The sequence below is a fragment of the Formosa sp. F44 genome (assembly GCF_056238645.1).
On the sequence record NZ_JBWDLJ010000004.1, the window covers coordinates 151,253 to 169,512 of the forward strand.

Annotated in this window: 16 protein-coding genes; 6 read left to right on the top strand and 10 right to left on the bottom strand. The window is 33.9% G+C overall.

What is annotated here, in order from left to right; translation table 11 throughout:
- Positions 1 to 10 precede the first annotated feature (10 nt).
- The 4 genes from AC0UBM_RS13440 (at position 11) to AC0UBM_RS13455 (ending at position 5,610) form a co-directional block, all read left to right on the top strand.
- Positions 11 to 733 carry a polysaccharide biosynthesis/export family protein gene (locus tag AC0UBM_RS13440; protein WP_414037220.1) on the top strand — a complete coding sequence of 241 codons (723 nt, stop codon included), beginning with the start codon at positions 11 to 13 and terminating at the stop codon, positions 731 to 733.
- A 3-nt stretch (positions 734 to 736) separates the two neighbouring features.
- Positions 737 to 3,226, top strand: coding sequence for a polysaccharide biosynthesis tyrosine autokinase (locus AC0UBM_RS13445; protein ID WP_475688938.1), 2,490 nt, complete (start codon positions 737 to 739; stop codon positions 3,224 to 3,226).
- Between the two features lie 97 nt (positions 3,227 to 3,323).
- Positions 3,324 to 4,616, top strand: a complete 1,293-nt coding sequence (locus AC0UBM_RS13450; RefSeq protein WP_475688939.1) for a nucleotide sugar dehydrogenase — start codon at positions 3,324 to 3,326, stop codon at positions 4,614 to 4,616.
- Positions 4,617 to 4,632: 16 nt separating this feature from the next.
- A complete protein-coding gene (locus AC0UBM_RS13455) occupies positions 4,633 to 5,610 on the top strand; it encodes an SDR family oxidoreductase (RefSeq protein ID WP_475688940.1) in 978 nt (325 codons plus the stop codon).
- An 11-nt stretch (positions 5,611 to 5,621) separates the two neighbouring features.
- Here AC0UBM_RS13455 and AC0UBM_RS13460 read toward each other — a convergent pair whose 3' ends face one another.
- The 9 genes from AC0UBM_RS13460 to AC0UBM_RS13500 form a co-directional block, all read right to left on the bottom strand.
- Positions 5,622 to 6,992: an exonuclease domain-containing protein gene (locus AC0UBM_RS13460; RefSeq protein WP_475688941.1), complete on the bottom strand. Its 1,371-nt coding sequence runs from the start codon at positions 6,990 to 6,992 to the stop codon at positions 5,622 to 5,624.
- The gene (locus tag AC0UBM_RS13465; protein WP_475688942.1) at positions 6,992 to 7,759 is read right to left on the bottom strand and encodes an XRE family transcriptional regulator; all 768 of its coding nucleotides are present in this window, start codon (positions 7,757 to 7,759) and stop codon (positions 6,992 to 6,994) included. Before AC0UBM_RS13465 ends, AC0UBM_RS13460 begins: the two co-directional genes overlap by 1 nt.
- Positions 7,760 to 8,008: 249 nt before the next feature.
- Positions 8,009 to 8,443: a sensor of ECF-type sigma factor gene (locus AC0UBM_RS13470; RefSeq protein ID WP_475688943.1), complete on the bottom strand. Its 435-nt coding sequence runs from the start codon at positions 8,441 to 8,443 to the stop codon at positions 8,009 to 8,011.
- 10 nt (positions 8,444 to 8,453) lie between these two features.
- Entirely contained in the window at positions 8,454 to 8,951 is a 498-nt protein-coding gene (locus AC0UBM_RS13475) for a hypothetical protein (RefSeq protein WP_414037213.1), read from the bottom strand.
- Between the two features lie 33 nt (positions 8,952 to 8,984).
- Entirely contained in the window at positions 8,985 to 9,527 is a 543-nt protein-coding gene (locus tag AC0UBM_RS13480) for an RNA polymerase sigma factor (RefSeq protein WP_414037212.1), read from the bottom strand.
- Between the two features lie 146 nt (positions 9,528 to 9,673).
- Positions 9,674 to 11,497: an ABC transporter ATP-binding protein gene (locus AC0UBM_RS13485; RefSeq protein WP_475688944.1), complete on the bottom strand. Its 1,824-nt coding sequence runs from the start codon at positions 11,495 to 11,497 to the stop codon at positions 9,674 to 9,676.
- The gene (locus AC0UBM_RS13490) at positions 11,497 to 13,224 is read right to left on the bottom strand and encodes a phospho-sugar mutase (RefSeq protein ID WP_475688945.1); all 1,728 of its coding nucleotides are present in this window, start codon (positions 13,222 to 13,224) and stop codon (positions 11,497 to 11,499) included. The genes AC0UBM_RS13485 and AC0UBM_RS13490 overlap by 1 nt, the downstream gene beginning before the upstream one ends.
- A 75-nt stretch (positions 13,225 to 13,299) precedes the next feature.
- Complete coding sequence (locus AC0UBM_RS13495) at positions 13,300 to 14,256, bottom strand: glycosyltransferase family 2 protein (protein WP_434035382.1); 957 nt, start codon at positions 14,254 to 14,256, stop codon at positions 13,300 to 13,302.
- Positions 14,257 to 14,297: 41 nt separating this feature from the next.
- A complete protein-coding gene (locus AC0UBM_RS13500) occupies positions 14,298 to 14,828 on the bottom strand; it encodes a DUF4199 domain-containing protein (RefSeq protein ID WP_475688946.1) in 531 nt (176 codons plus the stop codon).
- Positions 14,829 to 14,990: 162 nt separating this feature from the next.
- Between AC0UBM_RS13500 and AC0UBM_RS13505 the strand changes: the two genes are divergently transcribed.
- The gene (locus tag AC0UBM_RS13505) at positions 14,991 to 15,242 is read left to right on the top strand and encodes a type B 50S ribosomal protein L31 (RefSeq protein WP_299782015.1); all 252 of its coding nucleotides are present in this window, start codon (positions 14,991 to 14,993) and stop codon (positions 15,240 to 15,242) included.
- 77 nt (positions 15,243 to 15,319) lie between these two features.
- Positions 15,320 to 16,495 carry a GlmU family protein gene (locus AC0UBM_RS13510; protein ID WP_475688947.1) on the top strand — a complete coding sequence of 392 codons (1,176 nt, stop codon included), beginning with the start codon at positions 15,320 to 15,322 and terminating at the stop codon, positions 16,493 to 16,495.
- On the opposite strand, the gene AC0UBM_RS13515 is transcribed toward AC0UBM_RS13510, so the two are convergent.
- Positions 16,492 to 18,123: an ABC transporter substrate-binding protein gene (locus AC0UBM_RS13515; protein WP_475688948.1), complete on the bottom strand. Its 1,632-nt coding sequence runs from the start codon at positions 18,121 to 18,123 to the stop codon at positions 16,492 to 16,494. The two genes, AC0UBM_RS13510 and AC0UBM_RS13515, sit on opposite strands and share 4 nt — an antisense overlap.
- Positions 18,124 to 18,260 lie beyond the last annotated feature (137 nt).

The following is an 18,260-nucleotide window of genomic DNA, read 5'->3' on the forward strand; positions in this document are numbered from 1 at the left end:
TCATAAAGAAATGGTATACTTACAACCGCAAGAAACTGTTGCAGACTCCATTTCAAAAGTAGTTGCATCGCAGTCACCCTATCGTGTGCAGATTTACGATATTTTAAATATTAGAGTAAAAGCACTCGATCAAGATGCTGTTCAGTTGTTTAATCCGATGGGAGAAGATTTATTAAGCGCAAACAGCGATGAGCGCGCTTATTTCGATGGCTTTACAGTAGATTTACACGGGGAAATCCGGGTTCCTGCTTTGGGTAGAGTTAATGTTTTAGGATATACTACCGAAGAAATTGAAATTATTTTAGAAAAAAAATTACTGGAAGAGCAGTTTAAAGAGACCGCTAATATTTTTGTAACGGTAAAACTTACTGGTTTACGATATACCGTTAGTGGAGAAGTTGGAAGCCCTGGTACTAATACGTTATTTCAAGATCGTGTAAATATTTTTGAAGCGATTGCAAACGCCGGAGAAATTCCAATTACAGGAGATAGAAAAGATATCATGATTATTAGACAATATCCGCAGGGCCAGAAAATACATCATTTAGACATTACTCAAGATAATGTAATGAACTCGCCTTATTATTACATACAACCTAATGATATTATTTACGTTAAACCTCTCAAGCAGAAATCTTGGGGAACAGGAGAAACGGGTATGCAAACATTGGCTTCTATAGCTTCTGTAATGGCCATATTAACTACAACAATATTATTAATAGATCGATTATAACAGATGACACAGTACGAGTATGACGATCAGGACCATATGGAATCTGGAGGGATGACCTTCGATTTTAGAGGCTATTTATTTAAAGTTCTTAATCTCTGGAAATTAGTTTTATTATGCATTGGTACGGCTTTAGTAATAGCTTATTTAATAAATGTTAGAAAGCAAAATATATATAAGCTAGATTCTTTAATTACTGTAGAAAATGATCAGAATCCATTTTTTACAGCCAATACCAGTATTTCCTTCAACTGGGGTGGTGTTTCGGGGAAAGTCGGTAAAGTAATTACCTCCTTGCAGACTAGAACGCATAACGAGATGGTTGTAGATTCGCTTCAATTTTATATAGATTATTTAAAGGAAGGGAAGTATAGAAAACTTGATATTTATGGAAATTCTCCTTTTTACATTGAAATAGACAAAGGGCAAGGACAGCTTTTAAATCATACTTTAGGTATCAGATTTATAAATGATACGCAATTTGAAATTTTTACCGAATTTGAAAACGACGCAGGGACTGTTCAGTTTTACGGCGATAAACATACCGATCGTGTAAGTCTACCTGTCGGATCGTTTAATAAAACCTTTACCATTGGGAAACCTGTAGTTTTACCTTTTGCGCATTTTACTCTATTCACTAGGCCAGAACAGGCCATTTCCGAGAATTCGGAGTTTTTTATAAAATTCTCAAACTTCGACCAAGTTGTAAATACCTATAAGAATGCGGTAGATACGTCTCCGTTTTCTAAAGAATCTCCATCTGTACTTAGACTTTCATTATCTGGTCATAATAAAGCGAAAATTGTTGCTTATTTAAATGCGACTTCAGCTATTTTAAGTAGGACAGAATTAGAGCGTAAAAACCTATACGCTACAAATACAATTAAATTTATTGACAGCAGTTTAGCGAGTGTAAATAATAGCCTTAAAGATGTTTCCGACGAGATGAATACGTTTAGAAAACAAAATAAGGTTTTTGATGTTGATGCAGAAATGACTGAAGTATCGGCCCGTTTGCGAGAATATGAAATGGCTAAGGAAATTGATCAAACTAAGCTGAATTATTTAAATGCATTAGATGATTATTTACGAACAAAAACCGACTATATAAATATTGCAGCGCCTTCTTCGGTAGGGATTGAAGAACCCAATATTCAGCAAAGTGTTAGTAAAATAACAGCCTTGGCGATTGAACGTCAGAGTTTAGAGTATACCATGAAAGAAAGTTCTGATTTGTTTAAAGATCTTGATCGTCGGATAAATGCAGAAAAACGTGTATTGCTTGAAACAATAGATGCTACCAAAAGCACTATTAGACTGCAGTTAAAAAGTATACAACGACAGGTGGCTAGTTTAGAATCTAAGTTGAGCAATTTACCTGAAGATCAGCAACAGTATTTGAAAATACAGCGTAAATTAGATATTAGTCAAGAATCTTATAATGTGTATTTGGCTAAACGTGGAGAGGCGGCCATTGTTAAGGCTGCAAACATTTCGGATATAACATCTATAGATGAAGCTAAAGATATTGGTGGAGGCCTTATAGGTCCAAACAAATCGCTAAATTATATGATGGCGTTAATGGTTGGTTTCTTTTTACCTATGCTTATGATTTTTATTATTTACTTATTAGATAATACAATTCATGGTTCGGATGAGGTGGAGCGCTTATCGCGGATTCCAATATTAGGATTAATCGGGAAGTATAAATACCATAACAATCTTGTTGTTTTTGAGAAACCAAAATCGGCCGTAGCAGAATCGTTTAGATCTATTAGATCAAGTTTGCAGTTTATCTTTAAAAAGCAAGAGGGCGACGAAAAATTAGGTAAAACCATTATGGTGACGTCTTCTGTAAGTGGAGAAGGAAAAACGTTTACATCTATAAACATGGCAACGGTTTATGCCTTGTCTGGAAAGAAAACCATATTACTTGGATTAGATTTACGTAAGCCAAAAATATTTGATGATTTTGAAATCACTAACGATTTAGGAATAGTAAATTACCTTATTGGAGAACATACTTTGGAGGAAGTAACAAGTCATACTAATGTGGCTAATTTGGATGTGATTCCATCAGGTCCTGTACCACCAAATCCATCCGAATTGCTTATGAGTGATGTGTTAACCGATTTAATTGCGCAACTTCGTCAGGAGTATGATATGATTATTTTAGATACACCACCACTAGGTTTAGTTACCGATGCCTTACAATTAACTCAGTTTGCAGATGCAACGATGTTTATGGTGCGTTTGGATTACACCAAAAAAGGTATGTTATCTTTAATAAATGCGAAATATCGCATGGGAGAAGTTAAAAACATAAGCTTCGTTCTTAACTTTTATAAGCATAAAACGAACCATAATTACGGTTATGGCTATGGTTATGGGTACGGTTATGGTTATGGCTATGGGGTTTACGGAAACGCCTACCATGAAAGTGATAAGAAAAAAGGTATTGTGGGACGTGTTAAACGCTTTATTCAACAAATTTAATCGATCAATTAAAATCTGTTTTATTTATTGAAATAATATGGTCGCTTTATGGTGAGGCGAAGTGTGATAAAAAAGAAGTAGGGAACTAAATGTAACTATGCAGAAAAAAGATAAGATTACCATTATTGGTTTAGGGTACGTCGGATTACCTTTAGCAGTAGAATTTGCTAAGAAGTATTTTGTTGTGGGCTTCGATATTAATCAAAATCGAGTTTCCGAATTACAATCTGGAAGAGACCGAACTTTAGAAGTTGAAACACCCGAACTACAAGCTGTTTTAACTACAAATCCAGATGCCGAGTCTGGTTTGTTGGTTTCTAACAATCCTGAAGATCTGTCTACATCTAATATTTTTATAGTCACTGTTCCTACACCTACCGATACCTTAAACAAACCGGTGTTTACTCCTTTAGTTAAAGCTAGTGAAACAGTAGGTCGTGTTTTAAAGGAAGGCGATATTGTTATTTACGAGTCTACCGTTTATCCAGGTGTCACAGAGGATATTTGTGTGCCAATTCTAGAAAAAATATCAGGATTAAAATTCAATACAAATTTCTTTGCAGGCTATTCTCCTGAACGTATAAATCCAGGAGATAAAAAACATACAGTTACTAAAATTTTAAAAGTAACATCGGGTTCTACTCCCGAAATTGCAATACGTGTAGATAATTTATATAAAACAATTATTACTGCGGGTACGCATATGGCGCCGTCCATAAAAGTGGCTGAGGCGGCAAAAGTTATCGAAAACTCTCAGCGAGATATAAACATTGCCTTTGTTAACGAGTTGTCTAAAATTTTTAGATTATTAGATATCGATACGAAAGCCGTTTTAGAAGCGGCAGGAACAAAATGGAATTTTATTAATTTTTCGCCAGGTTTAGTTGGAGGTCATTGTATTGGAGTCGATCCTTTTTATTTGGCGCAAAAAGCCATTGAATCGGGATATAATCCCGAAATCATATTGGCTGGTCGAAAAATGAACGATAGCATGGGAGCGTATGTGGCGACTGAAACCATTAAATTAATGATTAAAAAAGGGGCTAAAATTAAAGGCTCTAATGTCTTGGTTTTAGGAATAACGTTTAAAGAGAATTGTCCAGATATAAGAAATTCTCGCGTTATAGATATTATTAATGAACTTAAAACATACGATGTTAATATTGATGTATTCGATCCTTGGGCTTCGGCTGAAGAAGTGAAATACGAATATAATTTCGATTTATTATCAGATGCTTCTGTTCTAAAAAATAATTATGATGCTGTTATTTTAGCCGTATCTCATAATGAGTTTTTAGAATTAGATATCACAGCCTTAAAAGCTGAAACAGGTGTGCTATTCGATGTGAAGTCGTTGTTGCCAAAAGCATCTGTAGACGGTAGATTATAGGCTCAAATTTAAAATTATGTACAATACAAAATACCATTCAGAAGACTTATCAAAAATTAGTGTTTTGATTACTGGAGGCGCAGGTTTTATTGGTTCGAATTTAGTAGAATATCTACTTAAATACGGCATTAAGAAAGTGCGTGTACTGGATAATTTTTCTAATGGATATCATGAAAATATAGAAGCATTTATTTCAAATCCTGCTTTCGAACTTGTTGAAGGCGATATTACAGATTTAGAGACCTGCAAATTGGCTGTGAGAGATATGGACTTTGTGAGCCATCAAGCCGCTTTAGGTTCTGTACCACGTTCTATAGAAGACCCCATAGCTACAAATAATGCCAATATAAATGGGTTTTTAAATATGTTAGTGGCTGTAAAAGATAGCGATACAGTAAAACGTATGGTATATGCCGCATCGAGTTCTACTTATGGCGATAGCGCAAATTTACCTAAAGTAGAAGAGATTATTGGAAATCCTTTATCTCCGTATGCCGTTACAAAATATGTAAACGAATTGTACGTAGATGTGTTTGGAAAGACCTACGGAACTGATGTTATCGGGTTTAGATATTTTAATGTGTTTGGCCCTAAACAAAGTGCGAATGGCGATTATGCAGCTGTTATCCCATTGTTTATGCAGGCCGTAAAGGATAATGTTCCAGCACATATTAATGGTGATGGTGAGCAAACACGAGATTTTACTTTTATCGATAATGTAATTCAAGCCAATGTTCGTGGCTTCTTTGCTTCTAAAGACGCCGCTAACGAAGTATTTAATGTGGCCTGTGGCGAGCGCATTAGTATTAACCAGTTGTGGCACGATATTAAAACAGCGGCAGATTCTAATTTAGAACCTGTTTATGGCCCGTCAAGGCAGGGTGATGTACGCGATTCTCTAGCCGATATTTCTAAGGCAGAACGTTTACTCGGTTATAAACCCCAATTTACCGTAGCCGAAGGTTTAAAAATTACTTGGGACTGGTTTAATTAAACAGTCATAACTTACACGGCAATAGAATCTGTATTTACAACTATTTTGGTATTTAAAATTGCGCTTTGTAGAATTTTCTGGGTATGCATGGTATCGTGTTGCGCAATTAAAAAAGGTTCAAGATCTTCCGTAGTCATTATTTGTTCTGTATGATCTATAAATCCATAACCTTTATAAAAGCCGTCTTTAATTAAGATAAATGCCGATTCCTCTTGATGTCTACCTGTTTGTTTTAACACAATTTCTTGTCGGCTATTCTTAATCGATTCTATAGCTTCGGTCACCCGTAAATTATAGTCTTCTACCACCTCTTGTTGCCTACAGATCCCTTTACAATTGTTGATGAGGTAGTGGGAACATTCGGAGTTGCTTTCTTGTAAATGACAGTATTTCGGACATAAATTAAAGGCTTTGCAATAGTGTTCCAATTGTTGTCTGCAGTCTGTGATTGAATAATAAATTTGCAGTGGGTTAGGAGCCGATTTTAATGTATTATATGCCAAGTGTTTTATGCCATCTCGATCTTCGTAACTAAATATTGCAAACGCTTTAGGGTTTCGTTTAGCCGCCTGATTAAATTCGGGATAATGCGTTTTAATCGCCGCATCTTCCATAAGAAAAGCTATTAATTCACTTCCTGAAAGGTCGAAGGTAATATCTGCTGTTTCTCGGCATAAATTCATTTCTTTGTCCGATTTATTATAGAAATGACTAAGCACACGTTTCTTTAAATCTTTTGCTTTTCCGACATAGATAATGGTCCCTTTTTTGTTTTTAAAATAATAAATTCCCGTTTTATTTGGAATGGCATTGAAAACAGAATTAGGTAGGTGTGGCGGTAGAGTTGCTTCTTTGGACGATGGTTTTAAGAAATTTTTAAAAACGGTTTCCGCTTGTTCTTGAGCTAATAACAGTTCAAACAAAATAACGGTAGCCTCTGCATCGCCTTTAGCACGGTGTCTGTCGAAAACATCAATATTAAGGGCTGTACATAGCTTTCCTAAACTATAAGATTGATGTCCCGGGATTAGTTTTCTCGATAGACGAATAGTACATAATTTCTTACGTTTAAAATCAATATTTAGCTCCTTAAACGAATTACGAATAATGTTATAATCAAAATTTACATTGTGAGCTACAAATATGGTATCTTCGGTAATGTCGAGTATGTCTTGAGCGATTTCTGAAAATGTAGGCGCATTGGCAACCATTCTGTTGTCAATCCCCGTAAGCGTTGTAATATATGGCGGAATATGAGCTTCAGGATTTACCAACGAAGTAAAATCTTCAATAATTTGAGTTCCATCATGTTTTAAAATGGCAATTTCTGTAATCTTATTACTACTACCTGTGGTTTCAATATCTATTATGGTATACATCATTATCGCATCATTTTTTCTAAAGCTTTTAGCTCAATGCCAAGCTCTGTAAACATTCTGATAATACTACTTATTTGTAGTTCATGCTCGTCGTATTCTTGTGTGTTAATGCAACACGTAAATTCCCAGAGTTCTAGAACATCATGGATAGAAATAAAATACGGATCGTAGGTTTTATTATCTGAGACTAGAAGGAGCCCTTGGTTTTCTTCAATCTGATTATATACCCGTTTATACACCATGCCTTGAGAGCTAGTTAAAATAACATAAGTACGTCCGTTTTGTATATCTCTAACGTCTTCAATAAACTTACCCACAACAAACGAACCAGCTTTTAAAGGCAACATAGAATCTCCTTTAATAGGAAATGCTCGGTGTTTTCCGGTGGGTAAAAATGGTAACTTTATTTTTTGTAACTGATCTATGTATTCTGGGTCGTCGTAACCGTCTAAATAACCAGCCGAAGCTTTTATAGGAACGACTTCTATTAAATCGTCGTCTTCTAAATCGACTACCATCGGAAAAAGAATACGGTTTTCTCCAACTTTTAAGAACGAGCCATCTTGTGTTTTTGTTAAATCTGTACGCAATAACACGTCTAAAGGAAGTTTAAAGTATTCTGAAAACTGAATTAGCATATCTATAGCGGGTTCTGATCGGCCTTCTTCGTAAGAGCCAATTCTAGAGCGGGTTATTCCAAGAGCGTTAGCAAGAGATTCTTGCGAAAGCTTTTTTAGAGTTCTTAAATGACGAATATTTGAAGCAATCATAAACAGTTAAAATTACGTATAAGAAACGATTGATTTATATAGTAGTAATTATTGCTTGTAAATGTAGCAAAATAATTTATAATAAAGAATTATTTAAATGCTCCTAAAAATGGTCCTTTAATTTGAATCTGGTGTTTTGTATGTTTTAATTCTCAATGAGCTCTATATGAGTTGTGTAGTGTTTGTTTTTTAAGATGAGTGCGTTAATTTTGGGCATAAAAAAAGAGCCCATGGGCTCTTTTTTGTACGTTATTTTTTATCGTTTTGATGTCTCTTTTTGTATTCTTCAAGCATTTTTCGCCTGAATTCTTCTTCTGTTTTCTTGAGAATGATTATTTTTTTAGCAGGTAAAACGGATTTTAAATCTGCCATATATTTATTAAATAATTGATGTCTGTCGTCATTAGACTTCATCATGTCGCTTAACAGTTTTTTTGCTTCAGCTTCAGATAATGCATCTAAGTCGGTGTTTTTTCTACGCGCTCTCATCTCGTCTCGAATGGCATCGTTTTTCTCTTCAAACGTATTATAAATTTGCCAAAAATTCTGAGCTTCGGTTTTAGACAAGTTTAACTTTTCTGTTATATAAGCAATTTTTAAAGTTTCTATTTTTTCATCCTTAGTTTGCGCAAATACATTTACAGTAAACAAGGTGAATAGTAAAATGATATATCGTATTTTCATATATTAAATTTTAATTATCTAAAAGATCTTCAAGGTCAATTTCACTTTCAATATAGTTATCTATAGTTGCGTCGCTTATGGCGTTGTTTAAAATTTCTCTTCCAAATAAATCTGAATCTGTTATTAATGTTGCCATTTCCGAAGTATTTAAATCTTCGTCTAAAATATAAGATTCAAGAGATTCGTTATTAATAGAACTTATAGTGTTAGCTTGATTATTAGAAAACGTAAGTGTAAACATAAGCATTAAACACGCGGCTATACTTGCGATATATACCCAAGGTTGAACCTGTAAAGTTCTAACTTTTGAAGTGTTTTTTGATGTTGCTTTTTTATAAATCGTATCTTCTAAATTATCGAAATAATGGTCAGGAACTACAAAACCATGACTAGGAACTTTGGCGTCTAATTTTGCCTCATTTAAAATGGACTCCTCGAGATTATTAAAATAATCTTTAGGGATTTTAAATCCTGAATTGTTGTCGTTATGTAAGTCTTTTAGTTTCATCTTAGTCTTTAGACTGTATTTTGTTATAATGGTTTAATTTTTAGTTAAATAGTCTTCAATTTTTTTTACAGCTAAGTGATAAGAGGCTTTTAGTGCGCCTTCACTTGTTTCTAAAATTTCGGACATGTCTTTATATTTTATATCTTCAAAATACCTCATGTTAAAAACCAATTGTTGCTTTTGAGGTAGTTTAGCAATAGCTTGTTGTAATTTTAGTTGAATGTCGTCGCCTTCAAAATATACATCCGATTGTAAATGATCTAAAGCTAATTGTTGCGTTTCTTCATTTGTAATTTGTAATAATTTGGCTCTTTTATTAATGAATGAAATGGCTTCATTAGTTGCTATTCTGTACATCCAAGAATATAATTTACTATCTCCTTTAAATGTATTTATGTTTCTAAATATTTTTATGAATGTATTCTGTAATACATCGTCTGTATCGTCGTGCGACTTTACTATGTTTCGGATGTGCCAATATAGTCGCTCCTTATATAGGCGAATTAATTCTTTAAATGCAGAATCTCTGCTAGCGTCAGATTTTAGTTGCTCTAATAATTGAGACTCACTAATCATTCATTGGTTTTCTCTTTAGACAGTATAAGATATAAAAAGTTTAATTTGAAGTTAGAAAAAATTGTAACAAACTTTAAAAATTGCAATAAAAAAAGGATAAACGATTTTGAAACGGTTTATCCTTTTAATTATAAGTACTAAGTTTATTATTCGAAACTTTGCATATTAACGAGTTTCTTATATACGTTATTTTTCTGAATTAGCTCATCGTGGGTGCCTTGTTCTACAATTTCTCCTTTTTGCATTACTACAATAGTATCTGCACTTTGGATGGTAGATAAGCGGTGGGCGATAACAATAGAGGTTCTGTTTTTCATCATATTCTCCAATGCATCTTGTACCAAACGTTCGCTTTCTGTATCTAGGGCAGAGGTGGCTTCGTCTAAAATCATTATTGGAGGATTCTTTAAAACGGCACGAGCAATACTTAGTCGTTGTTTTTGTCCGCCAGATAGTTTATTACCTGAATCTCCAATATTAGTTTCTATACCAAGTGGTAAATCTTTTACAAACTCCCAGGCATTTGCAATTTTAAGCGCTTCGATTATTTCTTGATCTGTGGCATTTTCTTTTCCTAAAAGAATGTTCTGTTTAATGGTGTCGTTAAACAATATTGAATCTTGAGTCACTAAGCCCATTAAACTTCGAAGCGAATGTTTCGTTAAATCGCGAATGTCTTCGCCATCTATAGTTATGATTCCTTCGTTAACATCGTAAAAACGTGTAACAAGATTTGCAATCGTACTTTTTCCACTTCCAGATTGTCCTACAAGCGCAACACTTTTTCCTTTAGGTACTTTTAAAGTAAACTGCTTTAAAACCAAGTCGTCTTCATATTTAAAGGAGATATTATTTAATGTAATATCGTGATTAAATTCAGTTTTTACTTTGGCGTTAGGCTTATCTTCTAGAGGCGATTCTGTGTTTAAAATTTCTAAAACACGTTCTGCAGCGGCGTTACCTTTTTTAACACCATAACTCGCCTTACTAATGGCTTTTGCTGGCGTTAATATATTATAGGCAAGTCCAATGTAAACAATAAATAATCCTGCGTCTAAGCTGTTGTCGTTTAAAACCATTCGTCCGCCATACCAAAGTAATATAGAGATTACGGTAATTCCTAGAACTTCACTCGTAGGCGATGCTAGGTTCTGACGGTTTAATAAGGTATTCGAAAAATTGTAATATCTTAAGGTTGAATCTCTAAAACGTTTACTAAAAACACCTTCCGAAGTGAATCCTTTAATAACTTTTAGTCCGCCTAGAGTTTCTTCTACCACAGATAAAAACATTCCTTGTTCTCTTTGTACTCTATCTGATTTCTTCTTTAACGATTTTCCAATGATTGAAATCAGGAAACCACTTACAGGAATAAAAACAAAGACAAAAAAGGTGAGTTCTACACTAATCATAAACATGGCTACGATTGTGAAAATAATCATTAAAGGCTCTCTAACGATGAGTTCTAAAATGGATAAAAATGACGTTTGGATTTCTTGAACATCACTAGAAATTCTAGCAATACTATCCCCTTTACGCTTTTCAGAAAAGAAGGATAATGGTAAATTTAAATATTTATCGTAGAGTGTATCTCTAAGATCTTTTAATACGCCGTTTCGTAAATAGGTGATAAAATACATGGCTAAATAGTTGAAGAAGTTTTTTAATAAAAACATGCTTACAACTAAGGCTACCATAAAAAATAACACCTGATCACTACCTTCGTTTGCTTTTTGTGTGACAAAGAAATTTAGATAGTTCTCGGCATAATCTTTTATACCAGCAAAGCCTTCCCAGACGGGTTTAGTATTTATTTGTTTCGTTTTGTCGAACAATACATTTAGCATTGGGAATAACGAAACCATGGCTAAAGTGCCAAAAAGGGCGTAAAATATATTACAAATGATATTTAGAATCGCATAAACTTTATAAGGTTTAGCGAATCTAAATATCTGTTTAAAATAACTCATTAACTAAGTTTCATATCTTTAATAATAGCATCAATTTTAGCTTCTAATTTTGCTTCAGTCGCTTTAAAATTATCTGCACTGTCTAATGGGGTGTTTGCGCTAATATAGAATTTAATTTTAGGCTCCGTTCCACTTGGTCTTAAGGCTACTTTACTACCGTCTTCTGTGTAATAAATAATAACATTAGATTTAGGAATATCGATAGTTTCTTCTTTCCCTGTTGCTAAGTATTTAATAGTAGATGTTTGGTAGTCTTCTACGCTTACAACTTTAGAACCATTGATTTCTGAAACTGGATTTTCGCGGGCATCAACCATCATTTGAGTGATTTCTTGAGCACCTTCAATTCCTTTTTTCGTTAATGAAATTAAGCGTTCTTTGTATAAATCGTGTGCGACATAAAGATCTAGTAAATCTTTATACATAGAGCTTCCGTTTGCTTTTGCTTGTGCTGCAATTTCGCAAGCCAATAGGGTAGACGTTACGGCATCTTTATCGCGAACAAAATCGCCAACTAAATACCCAAAACTTTCTTCACCACCACCAACATAAGTTTGCTCAGGGAAATCGTGAATCATTTTTGCAATCCACTTAAATCCTGTCAGTCCAATTTTGTAATCTACATCGTAAGCTTTTGCTAATTGATGCATCATTGGAGTAGATACTATGGTTGATGCGATAAATTCGTTGCCTTTAAGTTTACCTTTTGCTTTCCATTGTTTAAGTAAGAAATCCGTCATTAATAACATGGTCTGATTTCCGTTTAATAAAATCATTTTACCATCTAAGTCACGTACAGCTACACCTAAACGGTCACAGTCAGGGTCTGTTCCAATTACGATATCAGATCCTGTTTTATCGGCTAAATCTAAAGCCATTTTTAATGCTTCAGGTTCTTCTGGGTTAGGCGATTTTACGGTTGGGAAATCTCCGTTTGGTACTTCTTGCTCTTTTACAATATGAACGTGGTTGTAGCTTGCGCGCTTTAATGTTTGGGGTACTGATGTTACAGAGGTTCCGTGAAGTGGAGTAAATACAACATTTAATTGTTCTCTAGCTTCGGCAGTTGTGTAACTTCCGTTTGCTATAGAGGCTTCAATAAACGCATTATCTACATCTTCTCCTATGTAATGAATAAGTGCAGTATTTTCTTCAAATTTAATTTCAGAATAATCTAAACTGTCAATTACTTTTACAATTAAATCGTCGTGTGGAGGAACTAATTGGCCACCATCTTGCCAATATACTTTGTATCCGTTATATTCTGGCGGGTTATGAGACGCTGTTAAAACAATACCACAGTGGCAGTTTAAATGTCTTACCGCGAAAGATAATTCTGGTGTTGGACGTAAATCTTCGAAAAGATAAACTTCTATATTATTTGCTGAAAAAACATCGGCAACTACTTTTGCTAATGTTTTACTATTGTGTCTACAATCGTAAGCAATAGCTACTTTTATTGTTTCGTTAGGGAAACTTTTGTGTAAATAATTGCTTAAACCTTGCGTGTTTTTTCCTAGCGTATACTTATTAATTCGGTTTGTTCCGACTCCCATTATACCTCGCATACCACCCGTTCCAAACTCTAAGTCTTTGTAAAAACTTTCTTTTAAATCTGTAGGATTGTTCGCAATTAAGTCTTTAATGTTAGCTTGAGTATCTTCATCAAAGGCAGGTGTTAACCATGTGTTTACGCGTTCTAATAATTCTGGTTCAATGTTAATCATAAGTTTTTAAATATATAGTCAGTAAAAATAAGTAATTCGTTAAATGTTAAGAATTAAAAGGGCGTTAAATTGTTATTATTTATCGTCTAGATTTAATTCACTCTTAATTTTATATCTAATTCTGTTTGGTTTAGACCTTAAAACAAGCTCGCCTAAAAATCCAGCCACAAAAAATTGAGTACCAAGAATCATCGTGGTTAAAGCAATAAAAAATTGTGGACGTTGGGTAATAAGTCTACCATATGGATTTAGAAAAACTTTATCAATTCCTAAATATACAGAAAATCCGAAACCAATGGTTAACATTATGCCTCCTAATGCACCAAAAAGATGCATTGGTCGTTTTGCAAAATGCGAAATAAACCAAATGGTGATTAGGTCTAGAAAGCCATGAATAAAGCGTTCTATACCAAATTTTGTTTCGCCATATTTTCTGGCTTGATGCTGTACAATTTTTTCTCCAATATTAGAAAATCCTGCATTTTTTGCTAACAGCGGAATGTAACGATGCATTTCTCCGTTTACATCAATATTCTTTACCACATCTTTTTTATATGATTTTAGTCCGCAATTAAAATCATGAAGTTTAACTCCAGAAGTTTTTCGTGCGGCCCAATTAAATAATTTTGAGGGTAAATTTTTTGAAATTACGGAGTCGTAACGTTTCTTTTTCCATCCCGAGACCATGTCGTAACGATCAGTAACAATCATGTTGTAGAGGTCGGGGATTTCTTCAGGGTTGTCTTGTAAATCGGCATCCATGGTAATAATAACATCACCAATAGCCTTTGAAAATCCAGCATGTAAAGCTTGCGATTTTCCGTAGTTGCGTAAAAAGCGAATGCCTTTTACTTCGGGGTGTAAATTAGAGAGTTCAGAAATAATATTCCAAGAGTCATCTGTACTTCCGTCATCTATAAAAATGACTTCGTATGAAAACCGATTGGATTGCATAACGCGTGCAATCCAATCGTATAATTCATGTAAAGATTCGTGTTCGTTAAGTAGTGGTATGACTACTGATATATTCATCTATGCGTTTTATACGTTTAAAAGCATCAAAAATACTATAATTAAACGGCTTCTGGGTCAGTTTTTTTCATTGCAAAGGCAATTATTAATCCCACGATGCAATAAAATATAATTGAAAAGGCTAAAGATTTTAATTGATTACCAATTGCAAACTGATTTTGTTTTTCCATTTCGGCAATGGCAATGTCTATTTGCTCTTGTGGTGCTCCAAAACTTTCCATCATTCCAGTCGACTTTTCAATAATCTGTTGTTTTAAAAAATCGGCAGCATCTGGATCTATAAAATTAAAAATAATAATACTTACCAAAGTACTAATTATAACGCCAATCACTACCGTTGTAAAGTATGCTGTAAACGCATCTTTAAAAGTGATAAATCCGTTCTGTGCTTTTTTAGCTTTGGTTGTAGAAAAAATTCCGAATACTATAATTACAATAAATACACCGGCACTTACCCACATACTGGTTAATATTTCTAGATCTACAACATATGCTATTATTGTAATAGCAGATAATAAAATGGCTAAGTAAATACCGTAGGTGGCAGCCATAGATTTTAAAGAATTTTCCATAAATTTGAACTTGAATTAGTTGGTTTAAAATAGTTAGTTAACAAATATAGTAAAACGTTACAAAAAGAAACTTAAATAAATAATTCGAAAAAAGATTGTGAGATAATAATTTTTATTTAAATTTGCAATCTCAAAAATTGAATAAGATTAAAACATTTAGTGATGAAAAAAGATATACATCCAGCAAATTATAGAGTAGTAGCATTTAAAGATATGTCGAATGAGGATGTGTTTTTAACTAAATCTACTGCTAATACAAGTGAAACATTAGAAGTAGATGGTGTTGAGTATCCTTTAATTAAAATGGAGATTTCAAGAACATCACACCCGTTCTATACAGGTAAATCTAAATTAATTGATACGGCAGGTCGTATTGATAAATTCAAAAACAAATACGCTAAATTCAAAAAATAATTTAGCACAAATATATTTTACTAAAGCCTTTCAGATTCTGAAAGGCTTTTTTATTTTTACTTTAAAAAAACAGAATCATGAATTATATTCTCTTTGATGGTCCTTCGCGCAATAGTCTATTGCCTTTTACGTATACAAGACCTGTTGCCGATATAAGAATAGGTATTTTAACCATACGTGAAAAATGGGAAACTTACCTGGGAGGAACTACAACGACCATCACCGAAGATTATCTTGCCGAGAAATATCCGATGGTGGAGATGGATGAGAATGTTATGATTAATGCTTCGTATCTTCCTAATGCCCAGTTGATGGAATTAATAAGAGGATTAGAGCCTAATCAGGCAATTTTTAAAGATGAAGATGTAATTGCATTTTTTACGACAGATACTCAAGAAGATATAGATTTTGAGTCTTACGATGCTATAGAGTATAATGATGACTGTTTAAAGGTAGAACATACGTGGGATATCTTTTCTAAAAACGAAGACGCGATTCAAGCGGATTTTGATTTAATAACAGAAGGACGTACTTCTCAGCCTATACCGGCTACTGTAAATACCATAGCGCCCGAAAATATATTTATTGAAGAAGGTGCAGAGCTTAATTTTGTAACACTAAATGCTTCTAAAGGTCCTATATATATAGGTAAAGATGCTGTGATTTTAGAAGGAAGTTTAATTCGAGGCCCTCTTGCGTTATGCGAAAGTGCAGCGATTAAAATGGGAGCTAAAATATACGGTCCTACAACTATTGGTCCTTTTAGTAAAGTAGGAGGCGAGGTAAATAATTCTGTGTTATTTGCAAATTCTAATAAAGGTCACGAAGGGTATTTAGGAAATTCAGTATTAGGAGAATGGTGTAATTTAGGTGCAGATACGAACAATTCTAACCTGAAAAATAATTATGCCGAAGTGAGATTATGGAGTTACGAAACAGAAAATTTTGCCAAAACAGGACTTCAGTTTTGTGGCTTAATGATGGGCGATCATAGTAAATGTGGTATTAATACCATGTTTAATACGGGAACCGTTGTTGGTGTAAATGCGAATATTTTTGGTGCTGGATATCCTAGAAATTTTGTGCCAAGTTTTAGTTGGGGAGGCAGTAACGGATTTACAACTTACACCACTAAAAAAGCTTTTGAAGTGGCCGAAGTGGTCATGAAAAGACGAAATTTAGAATTTTCTGATATTGATAAAGCCATCCTAGAATATGTGTTTGAGGAAACTAAAAAGTATAGGAGAGGTTAGTCATGTTTTTGTACGTGCTTCAACTCTAATAAGTTTGTAGGATTAATACCTAATCCGGAAACATTTTTTCTTGTAAAACGAACAACTTCATCATAAAATAACGGTACAACTGGTGCGTGTTGCATGACTAAAGAATCCATTTTGGTATATAGTGTTTCTCGCTTAATAGTATTCGTTTCTGTAAAAGATTGTTCGTACCACGTATCAAATAATTCACTTTTAAAATGAGAATAATTTGGTCCATTTGGAGCGAAGTTTTTACTGTAAAAAAGGGAAAGATAATTTTCTGCATCTGGATAATCGGCGACCCAGCTGGCTCTAAATACATCTAATTTTCCGTTTGCTTTTGCGTCTTTTAACGCAGAAGGTGGCACCACATTAATATGTATAGTTAAACCTGTTTTCTGAATTTCCCGCTGTATGTATTCGCAAAAGCTTAAGTAATTACTAGTTGTAGTAATTGTAATTTCAGGATGTTGTATACCCGTTTCTGATTTAAATTTTTCCAAATACGTTTTCGCTTTTTCAGGATTGTATTCAAATCCGATAGCATCATTATAACCTGCTAATCCTTTTGGAATAAAACCTCCGTGTGCAGGAATTCCGATACCGTTTCGCAAATAGGTCATCATTTTCTTACGATTGAATCCGTAATTCACACTTTTCCGAAGCCATTCCGACTGAATTTCAGTGAGCTCAGAATCCATATAAAATGATAAATATTCAGTATTTAAATAGGGGCCACGTATCATATTCACTTCCGAGGTATAGCGCGTTCTTAAATTTCCGTCTGCTGTTAAAATTTCATCCTTATAAGAGGCGTCTAATCCGGAAACAAAGTCTATAATACCCTGTGCAAACTGTAAAAACTCACTTTGTTTGTCTGGTAAAAAAGTAATAGCAACGGCTTCTAAATACGGTAAATGTTTTCCTTTTGCGTCTGTTTCAAAATACGATGTATTCTTTCTAAATACAAGTTTTACATTCTCTTCCCAACGTTTAAAATAAAAAGGTCCAGTACCAATCGGGTGCGATCTAAACGCGCTACCATAATGTTCTACAATTTCTTTAGGAACAACCGAGCAGTATTTCATTGTTAGGAGTCCGAGAAATGCCGGGAAAGGCTGTTTTAATTCAATTTTTAAAACACTATCATTAACCGCATTAAATGCGTTTACTTTATTTAAAACCCAGCGACCTGGCGATCCTAGTTGCGGATCTAGCAAGCGGTTTAGGCTATATTCAAAGTCTTTAGCTGTTACTGTTCGTGTAGCGTTTTGTCCAAATAAACTATGTTTATGAAAATAGACATCGTCTCTCAAAGTGAATGTGTAGGTTAATCCGTCTTCAGATATGATCCATGATTTAGCAATTTCTGGTTCCACTTGCATACTATCATTCATTTGGACTAACCCATTGAACAATTGATTTGTCGCCCAAATATCTGCTATGTCTTTAGAAAATGCAGGATCTAGAGAACCAATGTTTTTGTGTTCGTTATATCTAAATACAAGGTTGTCTTTGGTTTCTTTGGTGTCGGAAGCGCAATGTGTTAATAATAGACTTCCAAAACATATAAGCAAGAATTTGTTAAAATATGTAGAGCATGTTTTTAAAACTGATATCATAAACTGTAAAAGAGAATTGTGATAAAAAGATTAGAATATCAAAAGTAAGCGTATTATAAGATAAAAGAAGCAAGCCTTTACATTTATTTGTTTTTTTAAGGTTAGAAAACCTTCTCGTAACATGCTATTTATCCCAT